The organism is Gemmatimonadaceae bacterium (genome assembly GCA_030647905.1).
GTDB lineage: Bacteria > Gemmatimonadota > Gemmatimonadetes > Gemmatimonadales > Gemmatimonadaceae > UBA4720.
Genome location: JAUSJA010000014.1, coordinates 41,649 through 67,138 on the forward strand (window position 1 = coordinate 41,649; position 25,490 = coordinate 67,138).

Here is a 25,490-nt window from a genome sequence, read left to right on the forward strand (position 1 = left end):
GCTTACGCGGTGCTCGCCCCGGTTGTTGTGACCGACGCGAGGTGCGGGCGAAGCCGCGCTGCGCCGGTTAGTTTTTTCGACAGATGAGCGACGCCGCCCTTCCCCGCCAGACCTTTTTCAATCGCGTAGCGCTGCCGGTCTTCTCGTGGGGCCTGCCGTTCCATAGCCTCGTTGTTGCCGTGCTCTTCGGCGGCGTGGGAATGGCCGCCGGCACCGTGCGCGGATTCGCAGCGTGGAAAGAGGCAGCCGTCATCGGCCTCGTCGTGCTGGTCATACTGCGCGCGGCGACCGGCAAGGGTCCGCGCGTCGCCGTGTCGTGGGTGGATCTCGCCGTCGGCTCGCTCCTGATGATCGCGTTCGCGTTCCTGATCGGCGGAAAGGCACTTCTTCAGATCGAGCTTCCGTCGGGGACGGAGCTCTACGGAATTCGCGACATCGCGTTCTTCCTGCTGCTTTACTTCGTCGGCAGAGCGAGCCCGGAGATAGCGGACGACCCGCAGACCCTTCGCCGCCTCTATATCATCGCGCTTCTCTCGAGCGCGATCGCCATCGTCGAATGGTTTCTCGTCACGCCCGACATGCTCGTGCTGCTCGGCGTCGCGTCCTATTTCCAGGATTTCCTGAACGTTGCCGCGTTCACCGCCGGGAACGAATACGGCCTGCCGATGAACTACTGGACGCGAATCGGCAACGTCGAGATGCAGCGCGCGGGATCCATTTACCTCTCGAGCCAGGGATTCGCCGTTCCGTTCCTGATTCTTCTCCCGGCCGCCACGGCGTACGTGTTTGGCGCGGCGAAGCGGCTGACACTCTCGATGAAGATCGAGTACGCGATCATCTGGACAGGGCTGCTGCTGAGCATTACGCGAATGACGATCCTCGTCTGCGCCATCCAGCTCGTGCTCGTCATCCTCATGCTGAGGAAGCCCGAGTGGGCCGTCGCCGGCCTGGTGGTCGGCTGCCTCTCGGTAGTCGTAGGGATGGCTTTCGTGCCGGGGCTGCCTGGCTTCATCTGGGATACGCTGACGTGGCAGACCGGCAGCAGCGCATCGCACGTGAAAGACTGGAGCAAGGGTTTCGAGGCCTTTTTCGAGCATCCGTGGGGCGCGGGGCTCGGCACAACCGACCAGTCCGCGGTGCGGTTTGGACTCGAGCCACTCACCGCCGACAACGGCTACTTCAAGTACGCCGTCGAGCTCGGCATCGAAGGTCTCGTCGCGCTCCTCGCCGTCTTCGCCGGGATATTCATGAAGTCTTTCCAGGTCGCACGGCGCGCGAGCACGCTCAACCGGCGACTGCTCGGAACCGTGGTCCTGTTCACGACGATCGGTGTGATGCTCAACGCCACGACCGGAGTGGTCTTCAACGCGCTGGTCCTGTCATATCTCTACTTCTGGTTCGCCGGCGTGATAGTTACCGTCGCCCAGCGCGATCCCGCCGCGCAGCCGGCGCCACAGCCGCAGCCCCTCGAACTCGCGCCGGCGTGACTTCCGGCAGACGGCCGGCCGCGTCAGCCGCCGGCGGTTCGCTGATAAAATCGCTTGCCGACAACAGCGACGCGGCGTCGCTCGCAACCCGCATGCGACGCGCGCGGTTCGCGCTGTTCCTGTCGCTGCTGGCGAGGCTCGAAGGCCACGTCGAAGTCCTCGACATCGGCGGAACGCAGGAGTTCTGGACCCTGATGACCGGCGGTGATCCCGGCGACGTCCGGGTCACGCTCCTCAACATCGCACGCCAGCAGGTGACGTCGCCGAAGTTCGTCAGCGCGGTCGGCGACGCGCGAGCCATGCCCCAGTTCGATGACCGATCGTTCGACGTCGTCTTCTCCAACTCGGTGATCGAGCACGTGGGGAGCTACCAGGATCAGCGCCGCATGGCGGACGAAGTGCAACGCGTCGGGAAGCACTACTTCGTTCAGACTCCGAACAAGCGCTTCCCTCTGGAGCCGCACTTTCTCGTCCCCTGGTTTCAGTATCTGCCGTCCACGGTTCGCGCCTGGATGGTGAACCGGTTCGACGTGGGGTGGTACAAGCGCATTCCCGAGCTTGCCGCGGCGCGGGCGGAGGTGGATTCGATCCAGCTGCTCACCCGGAAACGATTCACTGCGCTTTTTCCGAGCGCGACGATTCATATCGAAAAGCTGGGCGGGCTCGCGAAGTCCTTCGTGGCTTACGGCGGCTGGTAGCAAGCTCCGGCCGACACCGGATCAGGAACCGATCGCGACGCGCAGATGACGAGTGGCTTCGGCGAGCGCTTCGGTGGCCAGAGCGCAGAGCTGAGTCCTGCTTCCGGCGCGAACGATCTTCAGGGCCGCTTCGCGGCTGAAGCCGACGCGATACGGACGGTGCGCGGTGAGCGCCTCGTAGATGTCGGCGACACAGAGAATCCTCGCCGGGAGGTCCAGCTCCTCACCTTTCACGCCCCATGGATAGCCGGTTCCGTCCAGCTTCTCGTGGTGCAGCGCCGCGGTGCGCGCGAAGCCCGAGAACGCACCGACTCGCTGAAGTATCTCCCACGTGAACAGCGGGTGCCGCTGCATCTCTGCCCGCTCGTCCATCGTCATCGGCCCCGCCTTGTCGAGTATCGCCGACGCAACTCCAAGCTTGCCGATATCGTGCAGCAGAGCTGCGCGATTGATCACCGATACCTCGCGCCTCTCGAAGCCGAGCTCGTACGCCGTAGCGCGGGCGTACTTCGCAACATTGGTCGAATGCTGATATGTGTACGACGACTTCGCGTCAATGATCTCGGCGAAAGCGCGGGCTACTTCGTCGAGGCCCTTGTCGTCCACGTACCGCGTGTGCTGCTGCGGCTCGAGTGCGAGGGCCATGGACATCGCGTCCGGAGAAAGAAGCGCCTCCCACCAATCCGTATCCTCGCGCCAGCTGCGGGCGATGCGGACCAGCGTCGGATCGAACCACTCCCCGCTCCGCTCGCGGGCCATGCGGAGAGCGCGAAACAGTCCGCGCTGCGTGTGAAATGCATCGAGAGTCTGCGCCAGCAGGATTATCCGGGAGAATATGGGGATCTCGTGCCCGATCCTTCCCTCCGGCGCGCCGGTTCCGTCCCAGTGCTCGTCAATACACCGAATGGCTTCGGCTGTAGCTGTCGAAAAGCCCATTCTCAGCGCCATGCTCTCGCCTCGCTCGGCCCGCGAGAGCGAACGCCGCAAGGGAGCAGAGCGGGAGTGCGATCGGCCGAGGATCGTTCCGACGCTGCCGCGAACGACACTGCTTCCGGCCGAGCGGGCGGATTTCAGGGCCGTCAGCGTTCACTGCTGTATCGAGGCGAAACTCACGCGCTGTTTCTGCGCCGGCTCGTCGGCACTCACGACTTCATCAACACGCGACGCACCCGCCGAGCCCGAGTCCTTGAGCCAGAGCGCCCCGTAGAGAGCGACGCGATCGAATACCGGCAGGTCGAGCTCTTCCGCGAGCCGCATCCCTATGATGCACGTGCGGACCGTGTGGCCGACGGACTGCCCTTCGGTCAGGTCGAGAGCGCGCGACATCGCGGCGAGGACTTCGGACAACGCCACGTGCACCACGGCCGCCTGGGCGGCAGGCGTTTCCTGGTGCAGCGGATTTTGCCTCGACGGGACAGAACCAGCCAGGATCAAAGTGGACCCATGCGTTGAGAAGGACTTCGGGATCTCATGAGAGCGCGACGGTTGGCCCTCGCGCATCACATTGACGCGCCAGCGGGCGGCGCGTTTCGGAACGCCAGTTCGAGAGCGAGCGATCCCCTCACGCGCGGTTGGCTGTTACGGGCCCTCGGCCGATATCCTTTTTTTCGCCTGCCGGATCAGCTTCCCGGGACAGGCGGCCTGTACCGGAGAGCTTCTGCGATGTGCAGCTCGGCCACCGAGGGGGAGTCATCCATGTCGGCGATTGTCCGCGCCACCTTCAGGACGCGATGGTACCCGCGCGCGGAAAGCGACAGCGAGGTTGCCGCCGTCTGGAGCAATCCGCGCGCGGCCGGGGCGATGCCGCCGTGCTCGTCGAGCCACCGCCCCGGCGCGTGAGCGTTGCAGCCAACGCCATGCAAGCGCGCGAACCTCCGCTGCTGCCGGCCCCGCGCAGCCCCTACGCGGGCGCGGATGGCGGCGGTCGTTTCTCCGGCGGCCGGCGAGCTCAAGTCGCGCAGAGCCACGGGGCCGACGGTCACCCGCATGTCGATCCGGTCAGCCAGCGGACCTGACATGCGGCGACCGTATCGCTCGACTTCCGACGCAGGACAGACACATCGCCCGGAAGGATCGCCGAAGCGCCCGCACGGACACCCTTGCGTTGCCCTACTACGGGTGGCGCCTCACAGCGTCAAAGCCAAGGCCGGGCTATCCCAGTGAGCTCAAGCACTTAGGCGATCATATCCGCAAGCGGCGGATTGATCTCGGACTCAATCGGAAGGAGTTGGCGCAAAAGCTCGGAACCAACGCTTGGACGATGAAGCATTGGGAAGAACACCTGAAATTGCGGATAGAGATCAGGTTCTATCCCGCCATCCTCGCGTTCCTTGGCTATAACCCGTTGCAGGATCCCAAGACGCGTGGGCAAGCGATTAGACGCGAGCGGTATACGCGCGGTTGGTCGCGGCAGCAGTTGGCTAGAGCTGCCGGCGTTGATGAAGGCACGATTCAGCGGCTTGAAAACGACCGGAAGGGTATGGCGAAAAAGCCCGCACAAGCCGTCCGCAAAGTGCTGGGTATCACAGCCGATCCTAACAAAACCGGGGGCCAATAAGTCTCCGCTTTTCCCTTATACGCCCGATTCGGATGTCCGAAACAAAAGCAACGCGCACATCTTTCAGATGAAGCACAAGGTCTAGGTCGCTGATTTGAGACGCGTCCGGGTCACTCGGCAACGTATTGGATCGTTGGAAGTTGATGGTAACCCAAAGACCGCGCCGGGCAATTCCCAGGCGGGTTTTTCGCCGGGAGTGTGTCACTCACAGACGGACTAGCGCACCTGAATGGGGTTCAGGGGGCCGCGGGTTCAAATCCCGCCGTCCCGATATTGTAAGTAGTTGTTATTAGTAGAGATATGATGAACGCCCCGCCAGAGATTGACGGGGCGTTTTGTTTGTAGGAAGCACATAGGAAGCCGTTGGAGCTATTTCGCCGGAGGGAGACGAACTTGTCGAAGACGCCAATCGTCCTCCGTCTTCGATCTCAAGTTGCTCCACTGGCGTCACCCAAGCCTTGATCTGCTTTGTCCATCCACCGAATGAGAGAAAAACAGCACTCCGTGACACGAAATCGACATTTCGGTAGGGCCCCAATACGGCCTAATATCCCAAGCGGCAAAAAACTTGACCGAGTGCCGATCGCTCCTGTCTCTGCGGTTCGAGGAAGCGTTTCAGGGAATGTCATGGTCGTGCATGGGAGGATGCGGTGCGGCTAAACGCAGAGCTGAAGCGTCCCGGCCTAGAGACTTCAGGTAGAGCTATTGAGGTGTCCATCAAATCGGAGGAGGCCCACTCCGCATAGCGCATATCAAATTCGAATGGCTGACGTTCGTTGATTTGCGGCACCCGTGCATTGTTGCTGCGTCGGCAGTACGATACCGCAGCAGAAAGCGCCCTTCTTACACGCGATATCAGTGGTTGTCGGTTACTCGCCTCGCGTCCCGGAGCGCGACCGAGACAAGCACTGTACTGTGTCAGCCGAACAATCTGTGCAGGAGCGTTGCCATCGTTCAGCTTGGCCCGCGGATCGTATCCCTCACTGAAGCCAAGTAGCCATGACGGAACTCTCCTGGAAATGTCGAGCCTCGGGTCAGAGCAAGAGTTCGGCGTACACTGGAAAGTATCTGTAAATCTCCCGGTACGACGCGATGTCTTCCGGGGCCATCTCGAACTCCTTCGGCTTCCAATCGTCACCACACGGCATGTGATGGTCGAGCGCGGTCCTCTCCTTCCGCGTTAATATCGGCACCCGAATGTGGTACGGAGAGAGTGTGACGTTCTGTCGGATGAAGGGAGCTCTCGAAAAATCGCAGCCGCCTACGACCCGCGCATCGGCGTCCGTGCCAATCATGCCACCGACCGTGAGCATCGGATGCCCGTCCTCGTAGAGAAAATTGAACAAGGGGATGAAATGCACGTTGGGGCGACTCGAAAGCCCCGAGTTGATGGCGTTGAACAAGACTTGGGCGTTTGTATTCGGAAGCGACTCTTGCGCGAACTCGTTTTCGGCGGTCCATCCCGGCCCGAAAAACTTGCCAACCTCGTCTTCGTAGAAATCGAACCAGTCGGTCGGCCCACCTTCGTCGGGCCGTTTCACATCGACTGTGACCAATAGAATTGAACCGGGCGAAAGGACAAACGAGGCCATCGCGGCGTCGTCCACCGCGATCTTGTTCATGCGAAAATCGTAGTCGAGCCAGAGAATGTGTTTCTGGTCGCGGTCCAGCTTTGGAATCACATCCTCCGCTTTCGACATCTCGATGCCGACCGCCGAAAATGGCTTGTTGAACTTGATCCGCTTACGGATCGTTTTGTCTTTCTCAACCGTGAGCATCCGGCGGACGCCGAGGAGCTTGTGGACCAAAATGAAATCGACAAAAAAGATCGAGCCAAATCCGGTGTACTGGGAATCTCGGATCGGGAAGCCCGCTGCGGCGAGAATCATCAGGGTATCAATGATCATGCGTCGCTCGATCTGCTTCGCCGTTCGCAGATCGTAGGGAACTTTCTTGTAGCTCTCGGTTGCTGTTGTCACTCCGCGCACTCCATGCGAAGGAAATACTTGAAGGTGTGGAGACCGACCGCACCGGCGCCCATTGAGGGTTTGTTGATCTTCTTCTTGATTTGCTCGACATCCGCCAAGGGCGCGCTGTACTGAACGGACACATTCTTCTTCGCCTGGCGAATGACCTTCGCTGTAAAGGCTGCGTTCGGCTTCGCGGTTATCGAGCGCAGATCGACAACCGTCAGCTTGTCCACCATGGTCCGCTCCGCGACATCCGGAGCCGGTTCGCTCGGATACATATTGTTCAGGAAGGTCAGCACGGGCCGCGCGGTAGCCATCATCTCAAGGCGGGTGCGGAGATAGGCTTCCGATTCTTGGTTCAGACCCCGCTTCGTCGTCGTCCAGGGCAGAGAGGCTGGGTTCTCCGAGAAGAAAAACGCGATCCCGACGAATCCGCGGTACTTGCTAACGAACTGCGGGCCGTTGAGGCCCCACCCGGTTGTCTCCGTCTTGTCGGCATGAACAACAACTCGGCCATTACAGAGGACGTACCAACCAGCGCGATCGATATTCCACTCCCCGGCCTTTCTTCCGGCCAACCCCGCAAAGAGTTCAACCTTCACGTCACCGAAGGTGAGTTCGCGAAAAGCCGGTTCCAGATCTGCGGAGCTGCCAAGCGGAAGGGGCTTCGCGGCCACCGGCTTGTCGTTAAGGGTGATGTGTAGGAATCGTCCCAGGAACAGCGTGTAGGTGCTGGAAAGCCCCTCGAAGAGGCGCCTCATCAGGACGGGATCCTTGATGCGCAGTAGCACCTCGGGCGTGAGCTTACGGATGGTTATGGTCGTTCCCGCCTGCGCCTTTGATTTCGCCTTCGGAGCGACTTCGAAGGGAATCATCCAGCTGTCTTCCCCAGCCCACTTATTCACGTCGAGTCTCATCAGGAATCCATCATTTTCGGTGTGGGATTGGATCGTGATGTCTCGCCCGATCTTGAAGATTGCGCGTTTCAGCCCGATGCCGTAGACGCCAAGGGCGCTCTCAATCTCTGAGTCGACCCTGCCAATCCTAAACACTTCAGTTTCCGCCCTGTCAACGGCGATGCCACCGCATCGGTCTGCGATGACAATTTCGTTCGCGTTGACAGTTATCTTGATCGGGGGCGCCGCCGGAGCACTCGCGGGAAGTCCGCCGCCGTCAATGGCACCTCGGAGCAAGGCAGGTGACACGTCGATATTCCGAGTTCTGATGAACGCATCGATCGAGTTATCCACGAGGTCGAGAATCGCGTCTTCGAGGGTCAGATCCCGAGTCAGGTTATCGATGAAGAAGCGCTTCGTCGGTGTCGCATCGGCTTGAAGAGTCATTTCTTTTCCCGGGTAGAGGCCTTGAGGCTGTCTAGGCGCCTTTCGATGACGCGACAATTGTCCTTCACAGCGTCGCAGGCCGCAAATCGCATCCCGTGTGTCACGGCCGAAACAAGAGCACTTCCACTTCCTGCGAACGGATCGACTGCAAGGCCACCCTTCGTGCCGCTGATGTGGAACACGCGATCAGTGACACTCAGCGGAAGCTGATTCTGCTTTCGCAACTTGGTGCTCGCATGGCGAACCGGGCTAACGTCGTCCCAAAAATCGCTGAGGTTGATGCCCTTCTTCTCGATGATCGTTCGATAGCCCCCGTAGTCTTTGACGGTCTTCTTGCAGTAGCGGCAAACAACGGGCTTGACCTTCGGCCGTCGGAAGTTCTTCGGGGGTCCTTTCGTGAAGTACAGGAGCGAGTAGTGCGCTGGATATAGGCGTTTGCCTCGAACGAATCCGTTCTTCATCGAGATGGCGATCCAGTGGCGCAGAACAAGATCCCGTTCGACGATGCCGCCAAGCCGCATGGCCCAAATCGGGATGTGGTAGAGGTAGAGCGCTCCACCCGGAGCCAACACCCGGATCGCCTGTTTCAGGATGGTTTCCATCCAGGCCTGATAAACGGCCTCGGGCTGGTTATCCTGTGTGCGTTTCCTTGAGTTGTATTTTTTCCCCAGGTTAAAAGGGGGATCAAGAAAGACAATCGATGCCGACCCGTCATCCAGCGACTCTAGGAGGTCAAGCGCGTCCCCATGGTACAGTCGGCCACGTGCACTGACCCTATCGAAGGCGCGAAATATTTTGAGCTCGGCCAAGCAAGCCTCGTCATCGTCCTAGTTTTGATTCGGTCAGCAATTCTACCGATGCCGCCGATGAAGGTCCAGAAGGCAGTACGAAAAGATGATTCAGAAGACTATCGGGATCCAGGGCTGAGCCTAATTCGCTCCTTTCACTGCCGATCTCGTTCGATACTTGCCGTCTCTGAAAGCTTAAGGATCTTTGCTTCCCCTCGCCGTTTTGGTGTGCTTCGCCGTCGATGGGTTTTCGCTGGATGTCGAAGTCCACGAGGACGTGCCGCTAACGACGGGCCGCATCCATGTGCGTCGGCTCGGGCCTGATGGCACGACAGTCGAGTACACCATTCGCTACGCGCGGGTGTACGCATTTCGTAATGGTCGCTGGCAACTGCTGACGCATCACAGTACCCAGCAGACTGCTGGGCCGCCGTTCCCGCCGTAGGCTGCAAAGGTCTGCAGCGGAAGCCGTTGCAGAGGTGGAAGTTGAGCTCAGTCGGGGCGACTGGATTTGAACCAGCGACCTCACGCTTATCAGGCGTGCCGGCCCGAGATCTATTCTGAGCCTACGTCCGAGGTGGAACGCCGCTTCCGTGTCGCGAGCCAGGCGTCGAGCTCGTCCCGCTCATAGAGGACTCTCCGCCCCACCTTGAAGTACGGCGGCGAGTCGCCACTCCATCGCAGCTTGGCGAGGGTCTGTGTCGCGAGGCCGAGGTAGGCGGCAGCATCTTCGGCAATGAGCATACGCTGCGTCTCGGGAGCCTCCTTGCTATGCCCTTGGCCGCCCCCCCGAGACTTGATCGGGTGCATCTCGTCCACCGGCAACTTCGGACTTTCGAATTCATCCAGGAACCCGATGAAGTCGTCCGGCGAGAGGAATCGAACACGCTTCTCGTCAACTTCGCCGAAAAGCGTTCGCGCTTCCGAGAGGGTCCGCTCATCCGGACTCACGAGAACCGCGTAGCCGAATCCGGCGGACAAGCACTTCGAGAGATTCTGAGTCTCGTGCTCAGCGCGCGTGCTCACCGAAATTTCGCAGCCAATAGAGAGTTCTTCCCGTTCGAGATAGACGTCAATGTGACCGTGACCATCGAGCACGCGCGTTTCTACGGTCACCTTGAACCCGCGATCTTCGGCCAATTTGCGTATTAGCGACTGAAGATATTTGTGCTGAGGTCCGCCACGGCCGGGAAGATGATCGGCGGGTGGAGTCGAGACGGGTGTCGGCGAGGTTGTCTCTGGTCGTGATGTACGCCTTTTCGCAGTTCGGACCTCCTCGACTTCTCCGCTTCGTTCTGCTGCACCCCGTGCGCGGAGATCCGATTCAACCTCCTCTTTCGGCGTTGCGAAGTTCGTGCGTGACGCGTAAAGAACTGCATTCCGGCGACTTCGGCCAACGTCTTCTGGTACTGGCGCGAGCGGAGAGGTCCGAAGGTTGAAGTCGAAATCCGGACGCTCGATTCGAGCGATTGCTTCGCCGATGCCAAGGTTCTGCAAGTCGTTGGCTTCGAAGAACGAGAATCCGTCCGCGAGCGTTTTCGCGTCCTGATCTCCCACGCGAAAGACGATGCGGGTAAATGCGTTCCCGAGCGCTGCGCTCGCGACCTCTTCGCTCCGACTCTTGAGCTGTCGCATCTCTTGATGCGCAAGAGTGAGACCGAGTCCGTACTTGCGAGCGCCAGAGAGAATAGCCGCCAGCGACGGCGTAATGAAGTTCTGGAACTCGTCGATATAAAGGAAGAATGGAACTCGCGCCGCCGCCGCTTCGTCCTGCCGACTCATCGCCGCCTGGGCAATCTTCGCCACGATGAGCGACCCGAGGAGATGCGAGTTCTCCTCGCCGATCCCACCTTGGGAAAGCTTCGCGACGAGAATCTTCTTCCCATCCATGATGGCTCGCATGTCGAGGCGATCTTCCTTCTGCGCCACCATGTGCCGAATGAGCTTCGGTCGGAGGAAAGTATTGAGGCGGGTCAGGATGGGAGCGTGCGGTAACCCCTTCAGAAGCGTGAACTCTTCCTGCCAGTACGAGACGACGTGTTCGTCCTGCACGGTTTCAAGGAACCGCGCTCGGAAACTCTTGTCGATAAGAAATCGGCGGAGATCGAGAAGAGTCCCGCCGTCGGTACTTTCAAGGAATGCGAGGATCGCATTCCCGAGCACCGCCACCATCTGATCCCCGAAACTCGTAGAGAGACGTTTGAAGACCGCTACCAAGTCGGACGATAGAAGCGTCCGTTCGAGTTCCGAATGCGCCGAAAGAATGTTGAAACCGACGGGGTAGGCTTCGTCTGCAGGATCGAAGACGACAACGTCGCCCGCACGTTCCTCCGGAATACGTGCCAGGATGTCCTCGATGAGGTCGCCGTGCGGGTCAAGAACAGCGAAGCCATTACCGGCTGCGATGTCTTGCATCGCCATCGAGAGAAGGAGTGTGCTTTTCCCCGTGCCACTCGCTCCGATGACGTAGGTGTGCCGCAGGCGTTCTTCCGTGGAGAGGGACACCTGGAGCGTCTCTCCATCGTGCTCATTCGCACCGAGAAGAAGACCGCGCCCGACAGCGGATGCCGGAGCTGATTTCGTGCGCGCGCCCTGTCGTACCAGACGCTCAGAACGCACGGAAGTGGATGGCGGGTGAAGCAGCGTCAGGATTTCGGATAGTGAGAGCAGCATGCCGCTCCGATGGGCGGCGCGGTCCAGGAGGTCTTCAACCTCAGTCTCAAAGGAGTGTTCGCCCGAGTCAGCGAGAACCAGTTCGTTTGCCTCAGAGCGCATAGCCCCGGACACCGCGTACGCCAAGTTCCGCGCCCTTTCAACGGCGCGATCTTTCTCGGGTGCAATTGCTGCCACCCGAAGAACCGCGGCGAAAAGCGGCTCCGAGAACTTGGAACGAATAAGCGGAAGAACGCTGTCCGCATCTTCGATGCTTAATGCGAAGTTCTCGAACTCCTCTCCCCACGGTTCCTTCGCCGGTTCTACAATCAGCTGAACAAGGCCAAGCTCTCCCTCCGAGAGTCGGTTCAACTCTCCAATGATTCCGATGAGAGGATCGACGTCGAACTTGTCCTCGGTCCGAAGCTCCCTGAAGACGCGTTCCTCGAGACCGAAACCGAGAATGACGCCGTATCCTTCATCTCGCTCCCATTCTTGCCGCAGGAAGTCTCTTCTCTCTCGGGCTTTCGCTTCGGGGAAATAGGAGCGCATCGAGCCAATTATGGATGCGGAATCCAGTACGCCGCAGGCGAGCTGCACCACTACTCTATCCGGCAGCCCAAGCACTTCAAAACTCAAGGGCTCGGTGAGGCTCCGCAGAGATGCCAGCCAGCTTCTCGCCGCGCCCGGCTTCACGGCGAAGTCCGCCGAAAGAAGAAGCTCGAACTCGACAATCTCCCTCTGAATCGCGGACCGGGGCGTCTCCGTGGATTCCGCTACTCCGCTCGGCGCCGGCTCATGGATTGTCGGGCGCGGGCGATCAAACAGTCCGGGCCTGCGCGCGTCGTCAAGAATGGGCTTCGGCGTCCGCTCCTTTGGAAAGAGTGGCGAGTACGCCGGTTCGATCGGAACACGTTGTGACGACGTGGTCACGCCACGGGTCCGCCCCTCCCACTGATCAAAGAGGCGGAGGATGTCGGTCGGATGCATGCTAGGAGAGAGCGCTTCGAGACTGTGGCTTCAGTTTCTCAGCCGGTATCTCGGGGAGCTTGTTGATGGTGAGGATTCCCTCCACCACCTGGACCACCACGCGATGAACGGTATCCTCAAACATCAATCGAGTGTCTTCGGAGTAGTACGTGACGGGATTCACGAACTTCTTGTAGAGAAGCCCGATGATCGGCATGACCAAGATTGTGTCTTCGATTGCACTCCACCCGTCCGCGAAGGCGCCTCGTAGAATGGCTGTCCCGACGCCGACCGCGACCAGAGCGAAGAGGATGCCCTTGAAAAACCCCATCGCCCCAATGAAGACGAGAGTGAGGAACGAGAGGCCGACGAGACTCGCGCAGCCCCAAAGGGCCGCGAAGCCAGGTATTCGCTTGACGAGCCACCACGAGAAGAAGAAGTCCTTGCCGAACGGGGCGCCGCAGATGTCGAAGCTGAGACGTCCATACCGGGCACGCAGATACTCGCGCTTGGCGGACAGGATACCGGACTCGCTCGCAGTGATCCGCTCGATTTGCAACTCAGGCACTTCCTTGTCCCGAAGCGCCTTCTCGACGGCCGCGTAGTAATCAAGGGTCGAGGTGCTCAAGCCCTCGACGGACTGGTGCCAGTGCGAGATGACCTCCACCGACTGTGCCATCCTGCCTCCTGTCAGGGGGAACGAACCTAGGAAGAGAGCGCGATGAGGCGGGTGGCGGAAGGGTGGTGGCTGAATATGGTCGTGAAGACTCTCCGTCTATGAGGAGACGGAGATAGATTCTGTAGTCTCTCGTCAAATTTCGATTCAGTCCTGACCTAGCCAATGCCCAAGAACGTTCCTTCCCCACCCGAGGTCTGGGTTGAAGGTGAAAAGATCCCTGACGGCCGCCTGGAGAACATCTTCCGGGCGCCACCGGGAGCACCACCTAGCTTCGTTCGAAGCTCGTTGATAGTCGGATCTCGTGGGGTCGGAAAGACTGTGTTGCTTCGTCACCACAAACAAACCCATCGCGGGATCGCCGTGAGTGTGGCGTTGGCAGCTGAACTCGCGAGCATCACAAAGCAGACAGGCCATGGACCGCTGTCCTCCGACTATTCGGCTGCGATGGAGGGACTCATCAGTAGCAAGGCTACCTCGTTACTCGCCGTGAGCATCGCTGAGCGGGTGACCCGCAAGGGAATAGGCGTGGCCGCCGAAATCATCAATCCTTGCCTGCCCCGAAGCCTTCGGATCACCGCTGGTCTCATCGAACCGCAGGCCCTAAGTGATCTCAGAGAAAAACTCGCCGAGGCCCCAGTACAAGATTTCATTGGCATCGATCTGAGGCGCGCACTACCAGAGAGTGTCAGTGCGTTAGCGAGCTTGGGACAGACGTCGCACGGACCGCTGCTTCTGTTGCTGGATAAGGCGGACATGGTGCCCACGCCCGCACTGATTCCGGTCCTTGAACTGCTAGATCAGTCCAACGAGTACGTTGTCCTCGTCGCCCTCCGCCCGGGCCATGGCGGCTACACGATGAGCCGACAGGACGACGTGACCGGCGGTGACCATTACGCGATCGCGCACCTTGGCACTAATCCGCGGTCAACTGAGTGGCGCGCGTTTGTGGCTTCAGCTGTAGAAGCCCAACTCGGCGCCGCGTATCACTCGATCCCGTCCGAAGTGCGTGATGAAGTCATCACCCTCTCGAGAGACTCTGTTCGCAACGCACTTGAGATCTTTGTCCGGTACCTCAGTGTTTCGCATGATGAGGCGAAAGAACAGCTTGTTGCCGCGCTGGACGACTACCGTGAGAATACGCTGCATGCTGCACAAAGCACACTTCAGCGGTTTCATCCAAGTTTTCGCGGAATGATTCGGCAGTTGCGTGAGGAAGCACTGGTACGACCCGGCCGAATCGACGGCCCGGTTTACCTTAGAGTAAACAGTCAGGCACCGGGCGATCTCTTCGGAACGCCCAGCGCCTTCAACAGTTTTGTAGAGATGGCGCTTAGGACTGGAGCCATTGCCATGCCTGAAGGGGCCAGATGGATGCCCGGTGTCACCCCTTCACTAATTGAAATACCACCGATACTCACTTGGGAAAAGGGCGATCCACCTTGGAGTTCGCTTCAGCCCGCGCCGATCGTTCTAGTCCATACCGAGGCTCGGGCGCTAAGTGCAGGTGGCGGAGCAGTGAAGCCGCCTCACATCTTCGTGGCCTATCGCTTTCGCATCAACGAGAGCGTGCAGTTCCGCCGAGAATTGGCGAGCGCGATGGAACATCATCGAACACTCTCCCGAGTTGTACTCGAAGACGGCAGAGTACCGCACGGCGATCCCTGGGCACAGTCGGTCCGCGATCGCATCCGCCGCTCAAAGCTGGTAGTGGGTGATGTTACGGGCGTAACCTGCGAGGTCATGTTCGAGTTAGGATTTGCCTACGGCTTGGGGAAGAGTCGCATTCCCGTAGTTGCCGATCATGCTGCGTTGAAGACGATGCCCCGCTGGCTCACAGCGACCCAAACGGCGACGTTCGGCAGCGCCGATGAAATGCAGGCGTTGCTGAATAGCATCCAGGTCCAGCTTGCGGATCCCAGGCAACACAAGCCAAAGCAGCCCGTCCCGGGACTGGCAGTGTGGCTACGATCATTGGATTGGAACAAGCACGCGCTTGAGCAGTCGATAACGGCGGCGGGCCGGGAAGGTCTTTCCATAGAATGCTTCGACACCAGCACAAGCGAAGAACGCCTAATCGAGCGCGCCGCTCAAGCAACGCTGGTTGTTGCCAGTTTTGATGGAACGCTTAACGACAGCATCGCACATTTTGTCTGCGGCGCAGTCGTAGCGATGCCCAGAGCGATGCAGCTCCAACGGCAACTTATCCTGATTGAAGAGCATGGCGCGCAACCAGGAACATGGGTTGCCGACAGCTTGCGGAGGTGCACGGACATCGCCACGCTAATGGGGCTTGAAGATGTCCCAGCAGCTATTCGGCAGTTTGGCCAGCGATATCGCAAGTGGTCAACGTCGAAGGGAAACGAGGAATGATCACGTCGCTCGATTCAGGAGTCCGCGGCTTTTCACTCGCGGACGTGAGAAAGCTGGCGGCCGATGCTCGCAAGACATTCTGGATCGGGGCAGCAAGTTTCGAAGAGCGATGCTGTGGCGCAATGGCAACGATGATACGCGAGCGAGTCAGACTATCTTGCGGAGTCATTCTCGATTACCAGACGAATCTTGGCCTTGACCCCGACGGAGATCGGAATCGCCAACAGAACCTTGACCGATTGCGCCGTGACGCGAGCGCCGTGTTCCCGGTAGAACCTTTCGAACATCCGGTTGACGCCTATTCGTTCGCGGAGTTTGCGGCGTTCTTGCGTGATGTGCTGTCACAAGAGCATGCGGATCTCACGGTAATCGACATAACATGCTTGACGAAGATTCACACGCTCGCCCTTGCAGCGGAGCTAGCCAAACTTAGCCCTGAACAGAAATGGGTTCTCTCCTATACGCTTCCCGAGAACTACGGTGGGATCCATTCGGAGAGCGCCGAAGGGTGGCGCGACGTGATCATTGCTCCGCTCGCGCAGTCTGCACGATTATTCAATGAAGAGTATAGCAGGGGCATAATCCTGCTGGGTCATGAGGCGGATCGGCTCGTCTTTGCACTCAGTGAGCTCGAGCCGTCGGGGGGAATCATCGTTCACGTAGATACACCGCGAAGGCCGGACTGGAAGCTGAGAAGCGCGGCGGTCAACCGGCGTACGATTCGTCGCTTGAGAGGAATGCGATTTGCGGACTGGGAGGCCGTCAGCGTTGATTCCGTAGACTATGGGCGCGTCGCATCGTTGGTCGGCGCGCAAATTGACTCCGCCAAGTCCCATGGTGCACCGGTCATCCTTTTCCCCTTTGGTCCGAAGTCTCTCATTAGTAATGTCGCCCTTCGCCTGGCTGCGGACTACGACCAAGCGTCATGGTTTGTGTACCCAGTGCCGCAGCAGTATGATGCCGGCTACACCGAAGGCATCGCTGACACTCGATGGTTCGGGATCGCGTAGTGGCTTTCTCGCTGTTGTACTGATACGCGAGTTGCGGTAGACTGAATATCGGAGGTCGGGCGAGGCTGTTGGGAACCCGGTTCAGCAAGAGCGACGCGGTGATTCGTGTTGCTCTCCCTGCACCGGAGGAGGCAGTGATGCCCAACGACAGTTTTGCTATGATATGCGCTCACGTCCATGTTAGCGCAACGAAACAATGTTCCGACCAGTTGACGTTGCTGCACGAGGCGCAATCGCTTCTTTCGCCGGTCTTCGACTCAACGAATGGAGCATCTCGTTTGAAAGCCGAGGAGCTGCGGAGACTTGCCGACTTGATCGGCAGTCTTGAGAGTTCGATCGTAAACGTCGGCGAATCCACAGACGCGCTGCTGCTGGAAAATCTCGATTTACGGCGGCAACTCTCGAACCCGTAATTCTCGGGACTTCAGTACCCGCCGGACACATTCGTGTGCTCGGCGGTTTTTCATTACCTAGAAATGCGACATCGGTGGACTTCCAGAAGGAATCCAGCAACTCGCGCCATCAGAACGGCGGCGGAAGGGTGGTGGCTGAATATGGTCGTGAGGCTTCTCCGTCTATGAGGAGACGGAGATAGACGTGGTAGCGAGGAAGGCTGATGAAATCCTCCGCCGAGAAGACAGGCGCGAACTCGCGCGCCAGAAACGCTCCGTCGGCCGCTCCGACTCGAAACGAGATAATCGTGCCCGCGTTGCCGAAGACAGCGTCCCGGATGGCGGGATCGAGCTGCGAGAGGTGTTGGTTGGCGAGAACCATTCCGACACGGTACTTCCGAAGCTCAACGAGCATCGTCGCCACCGAGAGCGTGGTGAAGGTCTGAAACTCATCAAGCACGATGGCGAAATCTCTTCGCTCCGCTTCTGGAGTATCGGATCGCGCTACGGCTGAGAGAGCCAAGTGAGAAACGAGAAACGAACCGAGGGTAGCGGCCGGTCCTTCGCCGATCCGCCCCTTGTCCAGATTGACGAGGAGAAATTTCCCAGCGTCCATGATCTGGCGCAGGTCGAGCCACTCACCCGGTTCGGTGAGAATACGACGGAGGATCGGGTCCGTGAGGGGGGCGCCGATCTTGTTTTGAAGCGGCGCGACTACGACTGAGCGAAAACCCGGCGAGTACTTCTCGAATTCGTTCGTCCAGAACTCCTTGACCACCGGGTCCTCGATGCTCGCGATTATCCCGGACCGGAAGGTGCGATCCGCGATCAATCGCGGGATGTCTGCGAGCGACGAGTCCGGTCGTTCGAGCAGCGTGAATACCACGTTCCGCAGAAGATGCTCGAGACGCGGACCCCAGTCGTCCGACCAGATCTTCTTGAAGACCTCGACGAGCCCGGCCGCGGCGAGAGCGCGATGGCTTGGCGCGATGCCAGCGAAAGGGTTGAATCGGTAGCGAAGGGATGGATCTGCCGCATCGAGGAGCACGATGTTCTGTCGGCCAGATTCGGGAACGCATCTCAAGGCTGCACGAACGAGATCGCCATGCGGATCGATCAGTGCGCCGCCGCGCTCCGCGAGAATGTCCTGGCACACGATGTTCTGCAGGAGCGTAGACTTGCCCGTGCCAGTCTTGCCGATGATCGCAATGTGACTCCGGCGGTCGAGCTGTCGAATGCCAAATATCCTTTCGCTACGGCTGGTGTTAGTGCGTCCAAGATACGTGACTGCGGAGTCTCCGTTGATCGATTTCATCCTCCCATTGTGATCGCCGGGCGGCCAACCTTCGCAGAGGGAACTTTCTGCACGGCTGGGGAGGCTGCCCGCGAGGAGTCGCGGAGCGAGCAAAGAAAAAAACCAGCGACTTCTGTCGCTGGTTTGTGCTATTCGTCGGCTGAATCAACCGATCCCGCAATTGGATCGGGTCGCATCCTTTACTAAGGCCTCGCCCGAGACAGCTCAGTCAAACCGAGTGGATTGAACGACCGAAACGTGGCTTGATAAGGAACAATCAAACTCGTCGTGTACTGATTGAGTACAGTCGAGAACGAAGATCGCCTGAACTCACTTGCCGGCACGCCTGCTATCGCGCGGATATGTCTGCCGAAGCTCTGCGGAGATGAATAGTCGAGCCGATAGGCGACGTCGGCGATTGAAGCCCCCGGCGAGTCCAACAACGCTGCGGCGTAGACGAGTCTTATTTCAGCGAGGTATCGCTTCGGCGAGGGCAAACTCGCCCGAAAGAATCGAGACATGAGCGTGCTCGCGTGTGCCTGTAGTGCCACCGATGCGAGAACCTTCAGCGTCGTCACCTTCGGCGCCACCCGGACCAACGTATCGAAGAACTGTCGACTTCCCGGAGTAGGATCGCCAAGGGCTGAAAGTACCGACCCGAGAATCTCCATGGTGGTGGCGCGTGCGGCGTCGGATACCATTTCCCGCAACTTATTCCACCCATCGCGGTCGCTGAGATCGACAAGTCGTCGAACGCCGCATGCCCCGAGGTCAAGCAATTCTTGACCAACAGTTGGGCCTTGGCCACCCAGAATCGCCACGGGTAAAACCCCCGTGCCACTCAATACGAGTTTGCCGATATCAGGAAGATTGAAGCCGTTGAGCATCCTGGGAGACAGCAGCAAGGCACGGGCCGAGGGATTCCGAACGGCTGCCAACGCATCGTGAAGTGAATCCGTGTGGATTGTCAGGAACGAGCCGAGTGTGGCAGCATCTAGTCTGCTACGCATGGCGGGCTCGAGCATCGTTACGATCGTAGCCTTGGTTTGGCTTGGTATCTTGATAGTGTGTGCGAGAGCTTTGGGCGACTCTCTTGCAGAACGTCGTCGCCGCTTCGCGATGGGATACTCGTACATCTTGACCTCCCGGCTCATGTAGGATTGAAACACGAGACGCCGCACTCAGAACCGAGAAGTCGGCGTGAGTGCGGCGTCGCATGTGGGTGAAAGAACGGATCGGTCGCGGCTATGCCGCTACGATTCCACTCTCAATGGTAGACCCGATCAACTACTCAATGCAGGAGGGAGGTTTCTGCGTGGCGTGCACGACGCGCGCCGGATGCAAGAAACGCCGCGAGAACGGGGTTTCTTTGGTTGGAGCATATTCATGTTCGCGGCTTAGCACCCTCTTGCATTTGGTGCGATAATGAATCTCATGTTTACCCGTGAGCAGTGTATGGCAACGCCCGCATTACCGTCATTGGCACATCATGCAACCAAGTGAATTCATTCAACAAAATAAGACGCAGGTCAAGCTTGCCGGGCCTCGATACACTCCCGGCATGGATCCGAATGCTCCGAACATCGAAATCAAGTCAGTACTCCTAACCGGGAGCGCAGTTGCCTTGAATACGATTTGGGCGGAGCATATCAAAGCACTCAGAGACGGTTTGAAGAAAGCGTCCGAACATCCACCGGCTGCAGTGCGCAACACGTTCAAGAGACGGGTATACAATCTTGCTAACCTGACGACGAAGCTTGATCAATTGATTACCGCCGATGCGGCAAATGTAGAGGTGCGAAGCGCTACCCTTCGTAAAGCAACAAAGCGCGTAGTGCGGTCGCTTTCCCATGTGTTGCAGGAGCTAGAGAAACTGCACGCGTCTGCACACGATGATAAGGCACGCCGGGACGTTGAGAACGCGATGCACTCGACGCGAGTGATCCAAAACGCCGTGGAAGAAATCGTGCTGCTTGTGGAATCACCGGCGTGGAATGCTGTTACAAAAAAAGCAGTCCTGCTACTCGGTGAATGGGGTACCGGCAAGACGCACTTTCTGTGCGACCTCACGCTTCAACGCGACCGTCGGAAACTGCCGACTCTTTTCTATCTCGCTCAAAATCTTTCCGGTGGCATTGACCCTCTTCAGGCGATTTGCGATCAAACGCGTCTAGCACAAAATCCGCGCGCACTCTTCAAGCGGCTAGACGCACTTGGTCAACAATCGGCGAGCCGTGGTCTCCTCATTATTGATGGGATCAACGAAGGCGATCGTGCCCAGTGGAAGCGAAGCGTTCGTGCGATCACTGGGTTGTTAAAGGGATTAGACAATGTCGGCGTAATCCTCAGTTGCCGACGTCCGTTCGACGATCAGATATTTTCTGCTCGCAGTCGTGCCGCGTTTGTTACCATAGAGCATCCGGGTTTTGAGACGGTGGAGTTTGACGCGCAGGTCGAGTATTTCGCGTACTACAGGATTCCAGCCCCGCATGTGCCGCTGTTGGCGCCAGAGTTTGCTCGACCGTTGTTCTTGAAAATGTTATGCGAAACGGTTTACAGCCTCGCAGCGAACGGCAAACGAGCGTACTTGCGTGATCTGAGTTCCGGACAGAAGGGGATGACGCGCGTCCTGGAGGATTTCGTGAAGAAAATCGGCAGGCGCATAGAGACGGATTTCGCCTTGCCGGCGAAGGCATGTTGGGACTTGCTGAAAGGGTATCACTCGCAAGCGCACGGACTGATAATTGGCATTGCGCCAATAATGGCCGCGTCCGTTCGCGAATACGTAACAATGCCGGAGGCTCTATCAGAGATTCAAAAGGTTACGGGATGGAATTCAAGCCGCCAATGTTCCCGACTGCTAGAGCGCCTGTTCGTTGAAGGCTTACTCCTGCGCGGAGTGAACTACGAAACAGCGGGCACCTATACGGAGGTTGTTCGCTTACCCTACCAACGTTTCAGCGACCATCTGATATCGCGGCACCTGATGCAGGCGTACCTCAACACAAACACGCCAGGAACGATTCGTCGAAGTTTCTATTCCAATCGTCCGCTTGGAAAAATCTTCGCTCTTTCTCCTGGCGGCCATAGCTTCGCAATGCCAGGCCTCGCCGCAGCATTGATGTTGGAATTCCCGGAACGTGTCAAACGGGACGTCCCAAAAAGCGAGCGTGAACTCCTGACCTATCTTCCAGTTTCGCGAAGGCTCGTGAGACCCGTACAAAGGGCCTTTCTTGATGGCCTGGAATGGCGCTCAAGCGGTTCCTTCAGTAACGAAACCGATTACATCGTCGAATTCTTGTTACGGCGGGCAGGGGATGATGCGAAGAATCAGACACTCGAATCATTGGTTGCGTTAGCGACCCGGCCGGGACATCCATACTCTGCAACGCGGCTTAGAGGCTACCTAGCCAAAGAAACCATGCCGGCTCGCGATCTGTTTTGGTCGGAGTACATTCGGCAAGCCTCAGACACCGCGACCATCTTCCGCCTCCTCGCCTGGCTTGATCGTACACAAAATGCTCCCATACCGCGTCGTGTGGCCCGGGATGCCATAACTCTATTGGCGCTGTTTCTTACAACAACGCGTCGAGCATTACGTGATCAAGTGACGAAAGCGCTGGTCCAGCTCGGGAGCCGGAATCCCGCCGCTCTCTTCGCGGCTACAATTCAAAACCTCGGGTTTAACGACCCCTATGTGCCTGAGCGTCTGCTTGCCGCGAGTTATGGTGTGGCGATGCGCTATTGGGCGGACCCTAACGGGGCTTCGGTCCGCAAACAATTACCGCGTCTGGCCAAGCAACTAACGGAGAAGATGTTCGTTCCACCAGCGCCTAACAGCACGTGGCATGTTTTGATGCAAGACTTTGCGCTCGGCGTTGTTGAACTTGGGCAACGGATTCAACCGAAATGCATTCCCTCGCGCTCCAAACGATACGTGAAGAGCCCACTCACCCATATTCCCTCGCCGTTCCCAGAGGCCTCAGCGATCACAGACAATGAAATTGGGGACGTGGCAGATGCGCTACATATGGACTTCGATAACTACACTCTCGGTCACCTAATCCCGGAACGCCGAAACTACGATTCCAACAATGCGGAGTATCAGACGGTCCGGCGTCAGGTTTTGCGGCGGATGGCAAACTTGGGCTACTCGGGGAAGCAGTTCAAAACTATTGATGATTTGATTGGCCGGTACTCTTGGTATGCTCGAGGTGACGAGTCGGAGAAGGTAGACCGGTACGGGAAGAAATACTCATGGATCTCGTACTTCGAACAGTATGGATTGCGTTTGGATGCAGGGCTCCTATCCGAATGGAGGTCGGAAGAGCGCACATCCGACATAGATATTGATCCAAGTTTTCCGACGCCCGCGAGGGAATGGCTTCCGAAGCTTTCAGATCCGTTTGCGAACGCACCCCACGATCATACCGAATGGATAGCAAACGGAACTACTCCAGACTACTCAGACCTTCTTCGAAGAGATGAAGTTGATGGAATCAAGGGACCTTGGGTCCTCGTCGAAGGATTTGTTGAACAGGCTGCACCAGATGACGCTCGTCGTGTCTTCACTTTTGTTCGCGGGCTCGCCATCCGAATTCGGCAGAAGGACCTGGTGACCCGGATGTATGGCCGTGTCGAATATCCGGGAAACTCGCAGTTGCCAGAGCCAATCGACTGCCACTATACGTTCGGCGGCGAGATTCCTTGGGCTAAGCGTTTCGCAGTCAGTCTGCGCACGAAAGGAGGGCTTGCGAAGCCTGACCGGCGCTTTGCGTTTGGCCGCTATTCCAATGGTAGATGGAGAGGAATAGCAGTTGAAGTTTTCGGAGCGCGCTTTAGCTGGGAAGGGTACCACAGCCGACTCAATCAGGTAAGCGGCGTGGTTGTTCCAACACCTTCCTTTTGCGATCGCTTCGGTCTGGTGAACCATGCGAATCGGTGGGACTATTTTACCAGTTCCGGTCACCAAGCCACGATTTACCGAGAATTCAAAGAACCGGGCGCCACTTTTGGCTCTCATCTGTTGTATGTGCGCGCGAGCTTAATGCGCCGGTACTTGCAGGAGAACGAACAGCGTCTTGTTTGGTTTCCGTGGGGAGAACGAACTCTAGCTATCGATGCACTCAATCAACATCGTGATAGGTTGTCAGCCGACTTCAAGCATTATCAGGAGATTCATCGGCAGTCAGCAGTGTGGTCCGGTCGCTGACACAAAACAGCGGTCAGTGGTTCTTGCTATGATGCCTCCGTGAAGTGCTCAAGAAAATGCTTGAGGAGGCGGTTCAGCGCCGCTGACTCGTTCCCAAGGGATTGGTAACCATCCGGAGAAGGAAGGAGAGCGAAAACTTCTGGGCAGAAGTAGAGGCGGACATCGATGGCAGAGAGGGTCCTCCAATGCTATCCGCCGATGACTAGGCGTTGAGGCTGAAAGCAGGCATGCGCCACTTACTCGATGGCATCCGTCAGTTCCGGAATATAAGAGCGCACCCGAAAGGTCTTTCGCTTCGTTTGCCCGGTATGACGTACACCGAGCTCCAATTTGTACACGACTTGATCGCACAACTATTCGCGCCTGCTGCGTAGCGGAAGAGCGTGGCGCCGGCCGAGCCGGTGGATGTGGGGATGTTGGGGATGTTGCCAGAGGTGCTAGGCGGCACGTTGATCGCTCTCACTGGCGGCCAGAATGTTCCGGATGTTCTCCATGATTTGAGCGAAGCTCGCATCTCCTTTCTCCAAAAAGGTTCGAACGTCGTAGGCAGTTGAGCACATATTTTGATTGCTGTCTAGGTGGAATTATTTACCAAAAAGGGTTAATCCCATAACGCCTCCAGGATGGTAGGCCCAAGAAAGTCGGCGAGCTGCCCGCTTGGTTTTGCTTTGCCAATTGCCGTCCCTACTCGCTTCGTCCAGTGAACATTCTTCGGATCTAAGATGGCTGATAGTTCATTGATTAAGTGCTTAATATCGACGCTCTTTCTATCCCATCCATCGCAGCCAAGTAGACCGGCTTCCTTGTTGCCGTACTTGTCGGCCTGCGCTTTGATTTGGATGCACCCAGTAGGCCAATCGACACCGAGATCGGCGATGACCTCATCAGCGAGGTAGAGGTTTTCGGATTCGCGACATTCCAGTCGAAGGAAGGGAACATGATCTTGGGGCGTAGTCTGGCCGGTCGGCAGCCGTTTGTCCCCATCCAAGAGGGCATAGCCGGCAGGCGGTGTTGTCGTAGTGCGGAGACTATCAAAGATTTGTTCTAGTGTCTTTTGGTACTTGAAGATCTCTTCCCCGTCGCACGGCAAGACTGCCAGCTTGATAACGTGGTGCCGAGGGACCTGGCTCCAGGCACGATAGTCATCGTCGCCTTCAACGAGTAAGAGCGGAGACCCGAATAATGGTCCCATCAAAGCATGACCACCCAAACAAGATGAGACCTCCTGAAGGTGTTTCGTGAACTTGATTGCCTCTTGAGGTAATGTCGATCGATTGAGATAGATAGCGCTAGTCTTCTCCTTGCCATGATAGCCGAGTGCTGCGAGCAACGTAGTGCTGTGCGTGGCGACTATCATTTGCACGCTGTATTTCTCTGCTAGCTTGAGGAGAAAGGCTGCGAGATACTCCTGTAGATCGGGGTGCAGATGAGTGTCGGGCTCATCGACTAGGAGGAGTCTCTCTGGCGTGTTCTCGAGATGCCAGATACCGCAGATGGTAGCCAGGTCAACTGCTATGGAAATCATTCCAATTTCCCCGCTACTCACCTGATTCACCTCCGTGACAAGCGTTCCGTCAGAGCGCTGTAGTTGGAAATAGGGCATCTCAGATGTGACACGGAGCGTAAAATCCGGAAGCAGGTCCTTCATAAGCTTATGAAGATCTTCGATCGTGTCATCGGTTGATCCAGGCTTAAGAAGAAAGCCTCGCTTTTGAATTAGGACTTGCAGCCGAGCGAAGGTTCGCTGGCGGTAATCGGTCAGCGTGTTCTGTTGGCGATTGCCGGCACGATTTGCTCCAGATGATTCCTCGGTGACAAAACGGGGTTCGAACTGGAGACTCCCTGGACGCTCCGGCAATGCGAGATGCCGATTGTTTGGGGATTGACTGAGAAGGGTTCGAAGAAGAATGCTCTTACCTGATCCATTCTTGCCGAACAGGACCGTAATATGGTTGAGCCCTTCGAGAATCCAGGTACCTCCACCTAGATATGGGGGCTGTGCTATGGAAAGTGATGTAAAGTGAATTGTCATTGAGAAGGATTGGAATGTCCGCCTTTGTCACCACAAT

The 25,490-nt window shown here is 58.0% G+C and carries 19 protein-coding genes and 1 pseudogene; 8 read left to right on the plus strand and 12 right to left on the minus strand.

Translation table 11 applies throughout. The annotated features are described in order from the left end of the window. Nucleotides 1-83 precede the first annotated feature (83 nt). Both Q7S20_02755 and Q7S20_02760 read left to right on the plus strand, forming a co-directional pair. Nucleotides 84-1,487, plus strand: coding sequence for an O-antigen ligase family protein (locus Q7S20_02755; protein MDO8500741.1), 1,404 nt, complete (start codon nt 84-86; stop codon nt 1,485-1,487). Next, on the plus strand, nt 1,484-2,185 hold the full coding sequence (locus Q7S20_02760; protein ID MDO8500742.1) for a class I SAM-dependent methyltransferase: 702 nt from the start codon (nt 1,484-1,486) through the stop codon (nt 2,183-2,185). Before Q7S20_02755 ends, Q7S20_02760 begins: the two co-directional genes overlap by 4 nt. A 21-nt stretch (nt 2,186-2,206) precedes the next feature. On the opposite strand, the gene Q7S20_02765 is transcribed toward Q7S20_02760, so the two are convergent. The 4 genes and pseudogenes from Q7S20_02765 to Q7S20_02780 form a co-directional block, all read right to left on the minus strand. Continuing rightward, nucleotides 2,207-3,133, minus strand: coding sequence for an HD domain-containing phosphohydrolase (locus Q7S20_02765; GenBank protein MDO8500743.1), 927 nt, complete (start codon nt 3,131-3,133; stop codon nt 2,207-2,209). A 138-nt stretch (nt 3,134-3,271) separates the two neighbouring features. Continuing rightward, nucleotides 3,272-3,619 carry a hypothetical protein gene (locus tag Q7S20_02770; protein MDO8500744.1) on the minus strand — a complete coding sequence of 116 codons (348 nt, stop codon included), beginning with the start codon at nt 3,617-3,619 and terminating at the stop codon, nt 3,272-3,274. Nucleotides 3,620-3,804: 185 nt separating this feature from the next. Continuing rightward, entirely contained in the window at nt 3,805-4,173 is a 369-nt protein-coding gene (locus Q7S20_02775; GenBank protein MDO8500745.1) for a hypothetical protein, read from the minus strand. Then, nucleotides 4,162-4,281 (minus strand): annotated as a pseudogene (locus tag Q7S20_02780) (ATP-binding protein). The gene Q7S20_02775 and the pseudogene Q7S20_02780 overlap by 12 nt, the downstream one beginning before the upstream one ends. Nucleotides 4,282-4,412: 131 nt before the next feature. Here Q7S20_02780 and Q7S20_02785 point away from each other — a divergent pair. Then, nucleotides 4,413-4,742 (plus strand): helix-turn-helix transcriptional regulator, encoded by a 330-nt coding sequence (locus Q7S20_02785; GenBank protein MDO8500746.1) that lies wholly within the window; start codon nt 4,413-4,415, stop codon nt 4,740-4,742. 1,034 nt (nt 4,743-5,776) lie between these two features. Here Q7S20_02785 and Q7S20_02790 read toward each other — a convergent pair. The 3 genes from Q7S20_02790 to Q7S20_02800 are packed head-to-tail and all read right to left on the minus strand — an operon-like array spanning nt 5,777 to nt 8,864. Further along, nucleotides 5,777-6,721, minus strand: a complete 945-nt coding sequence (locus Q7S20_02790; protein ID MDO8500747.1) for a hypothetical protein — start codon at nt 6,719-6,721, stop codon at nt 5,777-5,779. After that, nucleotides 6,718-8,055: an ATP-binding protein gene (locus Q7S20_02795; protein ID MDO8500748.1), complete on the minus strand. Its 1,338-nt coding sequence runs from the start codon at nt 8,053-8,055 to the stop codon at nt 6,718-6,720. The genes Q7S20_02790 and Q7S20_02795 overlap by 4 nt, the downstream gene beginning before the upstream one ends. Beyond that, nucleotides 8,052-8,864 carry a site-specific DNA-methyltransferase gene (locus tag Q7S20_02800; GenBank protein ID MDO8500749.1) on the minus strand — a complete coding sequence of 271 codons (813 nt, stop codon included), beginning with the start codon at nt 8,862-8,864 and terminating at the stop codon, nt 8,052-8,054. The genes Q7S20_02795 and Q7S20_02800 overlap by 4 nt, the downstream gene beginning before the upstream one ends. Before the next feature lie 184 nt (nt 8,865-9,048). Here Q7S20_02800 and Q7S20_02805 point away from each other — a divergent pair, with 184 nt between their 5' ends. Then, on the plus strand, nt 9,049-9,288 hold the full coding sequence (locus tag Q7S20_02805; GenBank protein MDO8500750.1) for a hypothetical protein: 240 nt from the start codon (nt 9,049-9,051) through the stop codon (nt 9,286-9,288). A 110-nt stretch (nt 9,289-9,398) separates the two neighbouring features. Here the strand turns inward: Q7S20_02805 and Q7S20_02810 are convergent, their stop codons facing one another. Together Q7S20_02810 and Q7S20_02815 are read right to left on the minus strand one after the other, a co-directional pair. Then, nucleotides 9,399-12,485, minus strand: a complete 3,087-nt coding sequence (locus Q7S20_02810) for a type IV secretion system DNA-binding domain-containing protein (protein MDO8500751.1) — start codon at nt 12,483-12,485, stop codon at nt 9,399-9,401. A gap of 1 nt (nt 12,486) precedes the next feature. Further along, nucleotides 12,487-13,143 carry a hypothetical protein gene (locus Q7S20_02815; protein MDO8500752.1) on the minus strand — a complete coding sequence of 219 codons (657 nt, stop codon included), beginning with the start codon at nt 13,141-13,143 and terminating at the stop codon, nt 12,487-12,489. Nucleotides 13,144-13,515: 372 nt separating this feature from the next. Between Q7S20_02815 and Q7S20_02820 the strand changes: the two genes are divergently transcribed. The 3 genes from Q7S20_02820 to Q7S20_02830 all read left to right on the plus strand — a co-directional run bounded on the left by Q7S20_02820 (nt 13,516) and on the right by Q7S20_02830 (nt 16,936). Further along, the gene (locus tag Q7S20_02820) at nt 13,516-15,513 is read left to right on the plus strand and encodes a hypothetical protein (GenBank protein MDO8500753.1); all 1,998 of its coding nucleotides are present in this window, start codon (nt 13,516-13,518) and stop codon (nt 15,511-15,513) included. After that, nucleotides 15,510-16,523 (plus strand): hypothetical protein, encoded by a 1,014-nt coding sequence (locus Q7S20_02825; protein MDO8500754.1) that lies wholly within the window; start codon nt 15,510-15,512, stop codon nt 16,521-16,523. The genes Q7S20_02820 and Q7S20_02825 overlap by 4 nt, the downstream gene beginning before the upstream one ends. Nucleotides 16,524-16,660: 137 nt before the next feature. After that, nucleotides 16,661-16,936, plus strand: a complete 276-nt coding sequence (locus tag Q7S20_02830) for a hypothetical protein (protein ID MDO8500755.1) — start codon at nt 16,661-16,663, stop codon at nt 16,934-16,936. Between the two features lie 109 nt (nt 16,937-17,045). Here Q7S20_02830 and Q7S20_02835 read toward each other — a convergent pair whose 3' ends face one another. Next, nucleotides 17,046-18,230, minus strand: a complete 1,185-nt coding sequence (locus Q7S20_02835; protein MDO8500756.1) for a DUF87 domain-containing protein — start codon at nt 18,228-18,230, stop codon at nt 17,046-17,048. 182 nt (nt 18,231-18,412) lie between these two features. Next, nucleotides 18,413-19,219, minus strand: coding sequence for a helix-turn-helix transcriptional regulator (locus Q7S20_02840; GenBank protein MDO8500757.1), 807 nt, complete (start codon nt 19,217-19,219; stop codon nt 18,413-18,415). Nucleotides 19,220-19,698: 479 nt separating this feature from the next. Here Q7S20_02840 and Q7S20_02845 point away from each other — a divergent pair, with 479 nt between their 5' ends. Further along, nucleotides 19,699-23,421 (plus strand): ATP-binding protein, encoded by a 3,723-nt coding sequence (locus Q7S20_02845; GenBank protein ID MDO8500758.1) that lies wholly within the window; start codon nt 19,699-19,701, stop codon nt 23,419-23,421. Nucleotides 23,422-24,022: 601 nt separating this feature from the next. On the opposite strand, the gene Q7S20_02850 is transcribed toward Q7S20_02845, so the two are convergent. Then, nucleotides 24,023-25,453 carry an AAA family ATPase gene (locus Q7S20_02850; GenBank protein ID MDO8500759.1) on the minus strand — a complete coding sequence of 477 codons (1,431 nt, stop codon included), beginning with the start codon at nt 25,451-25,453 and terminating at the stop codon, nt 24,023-24,025. Between the last annotated feature and the right edge of the window lie 37 nt (nt 25,454-25,490).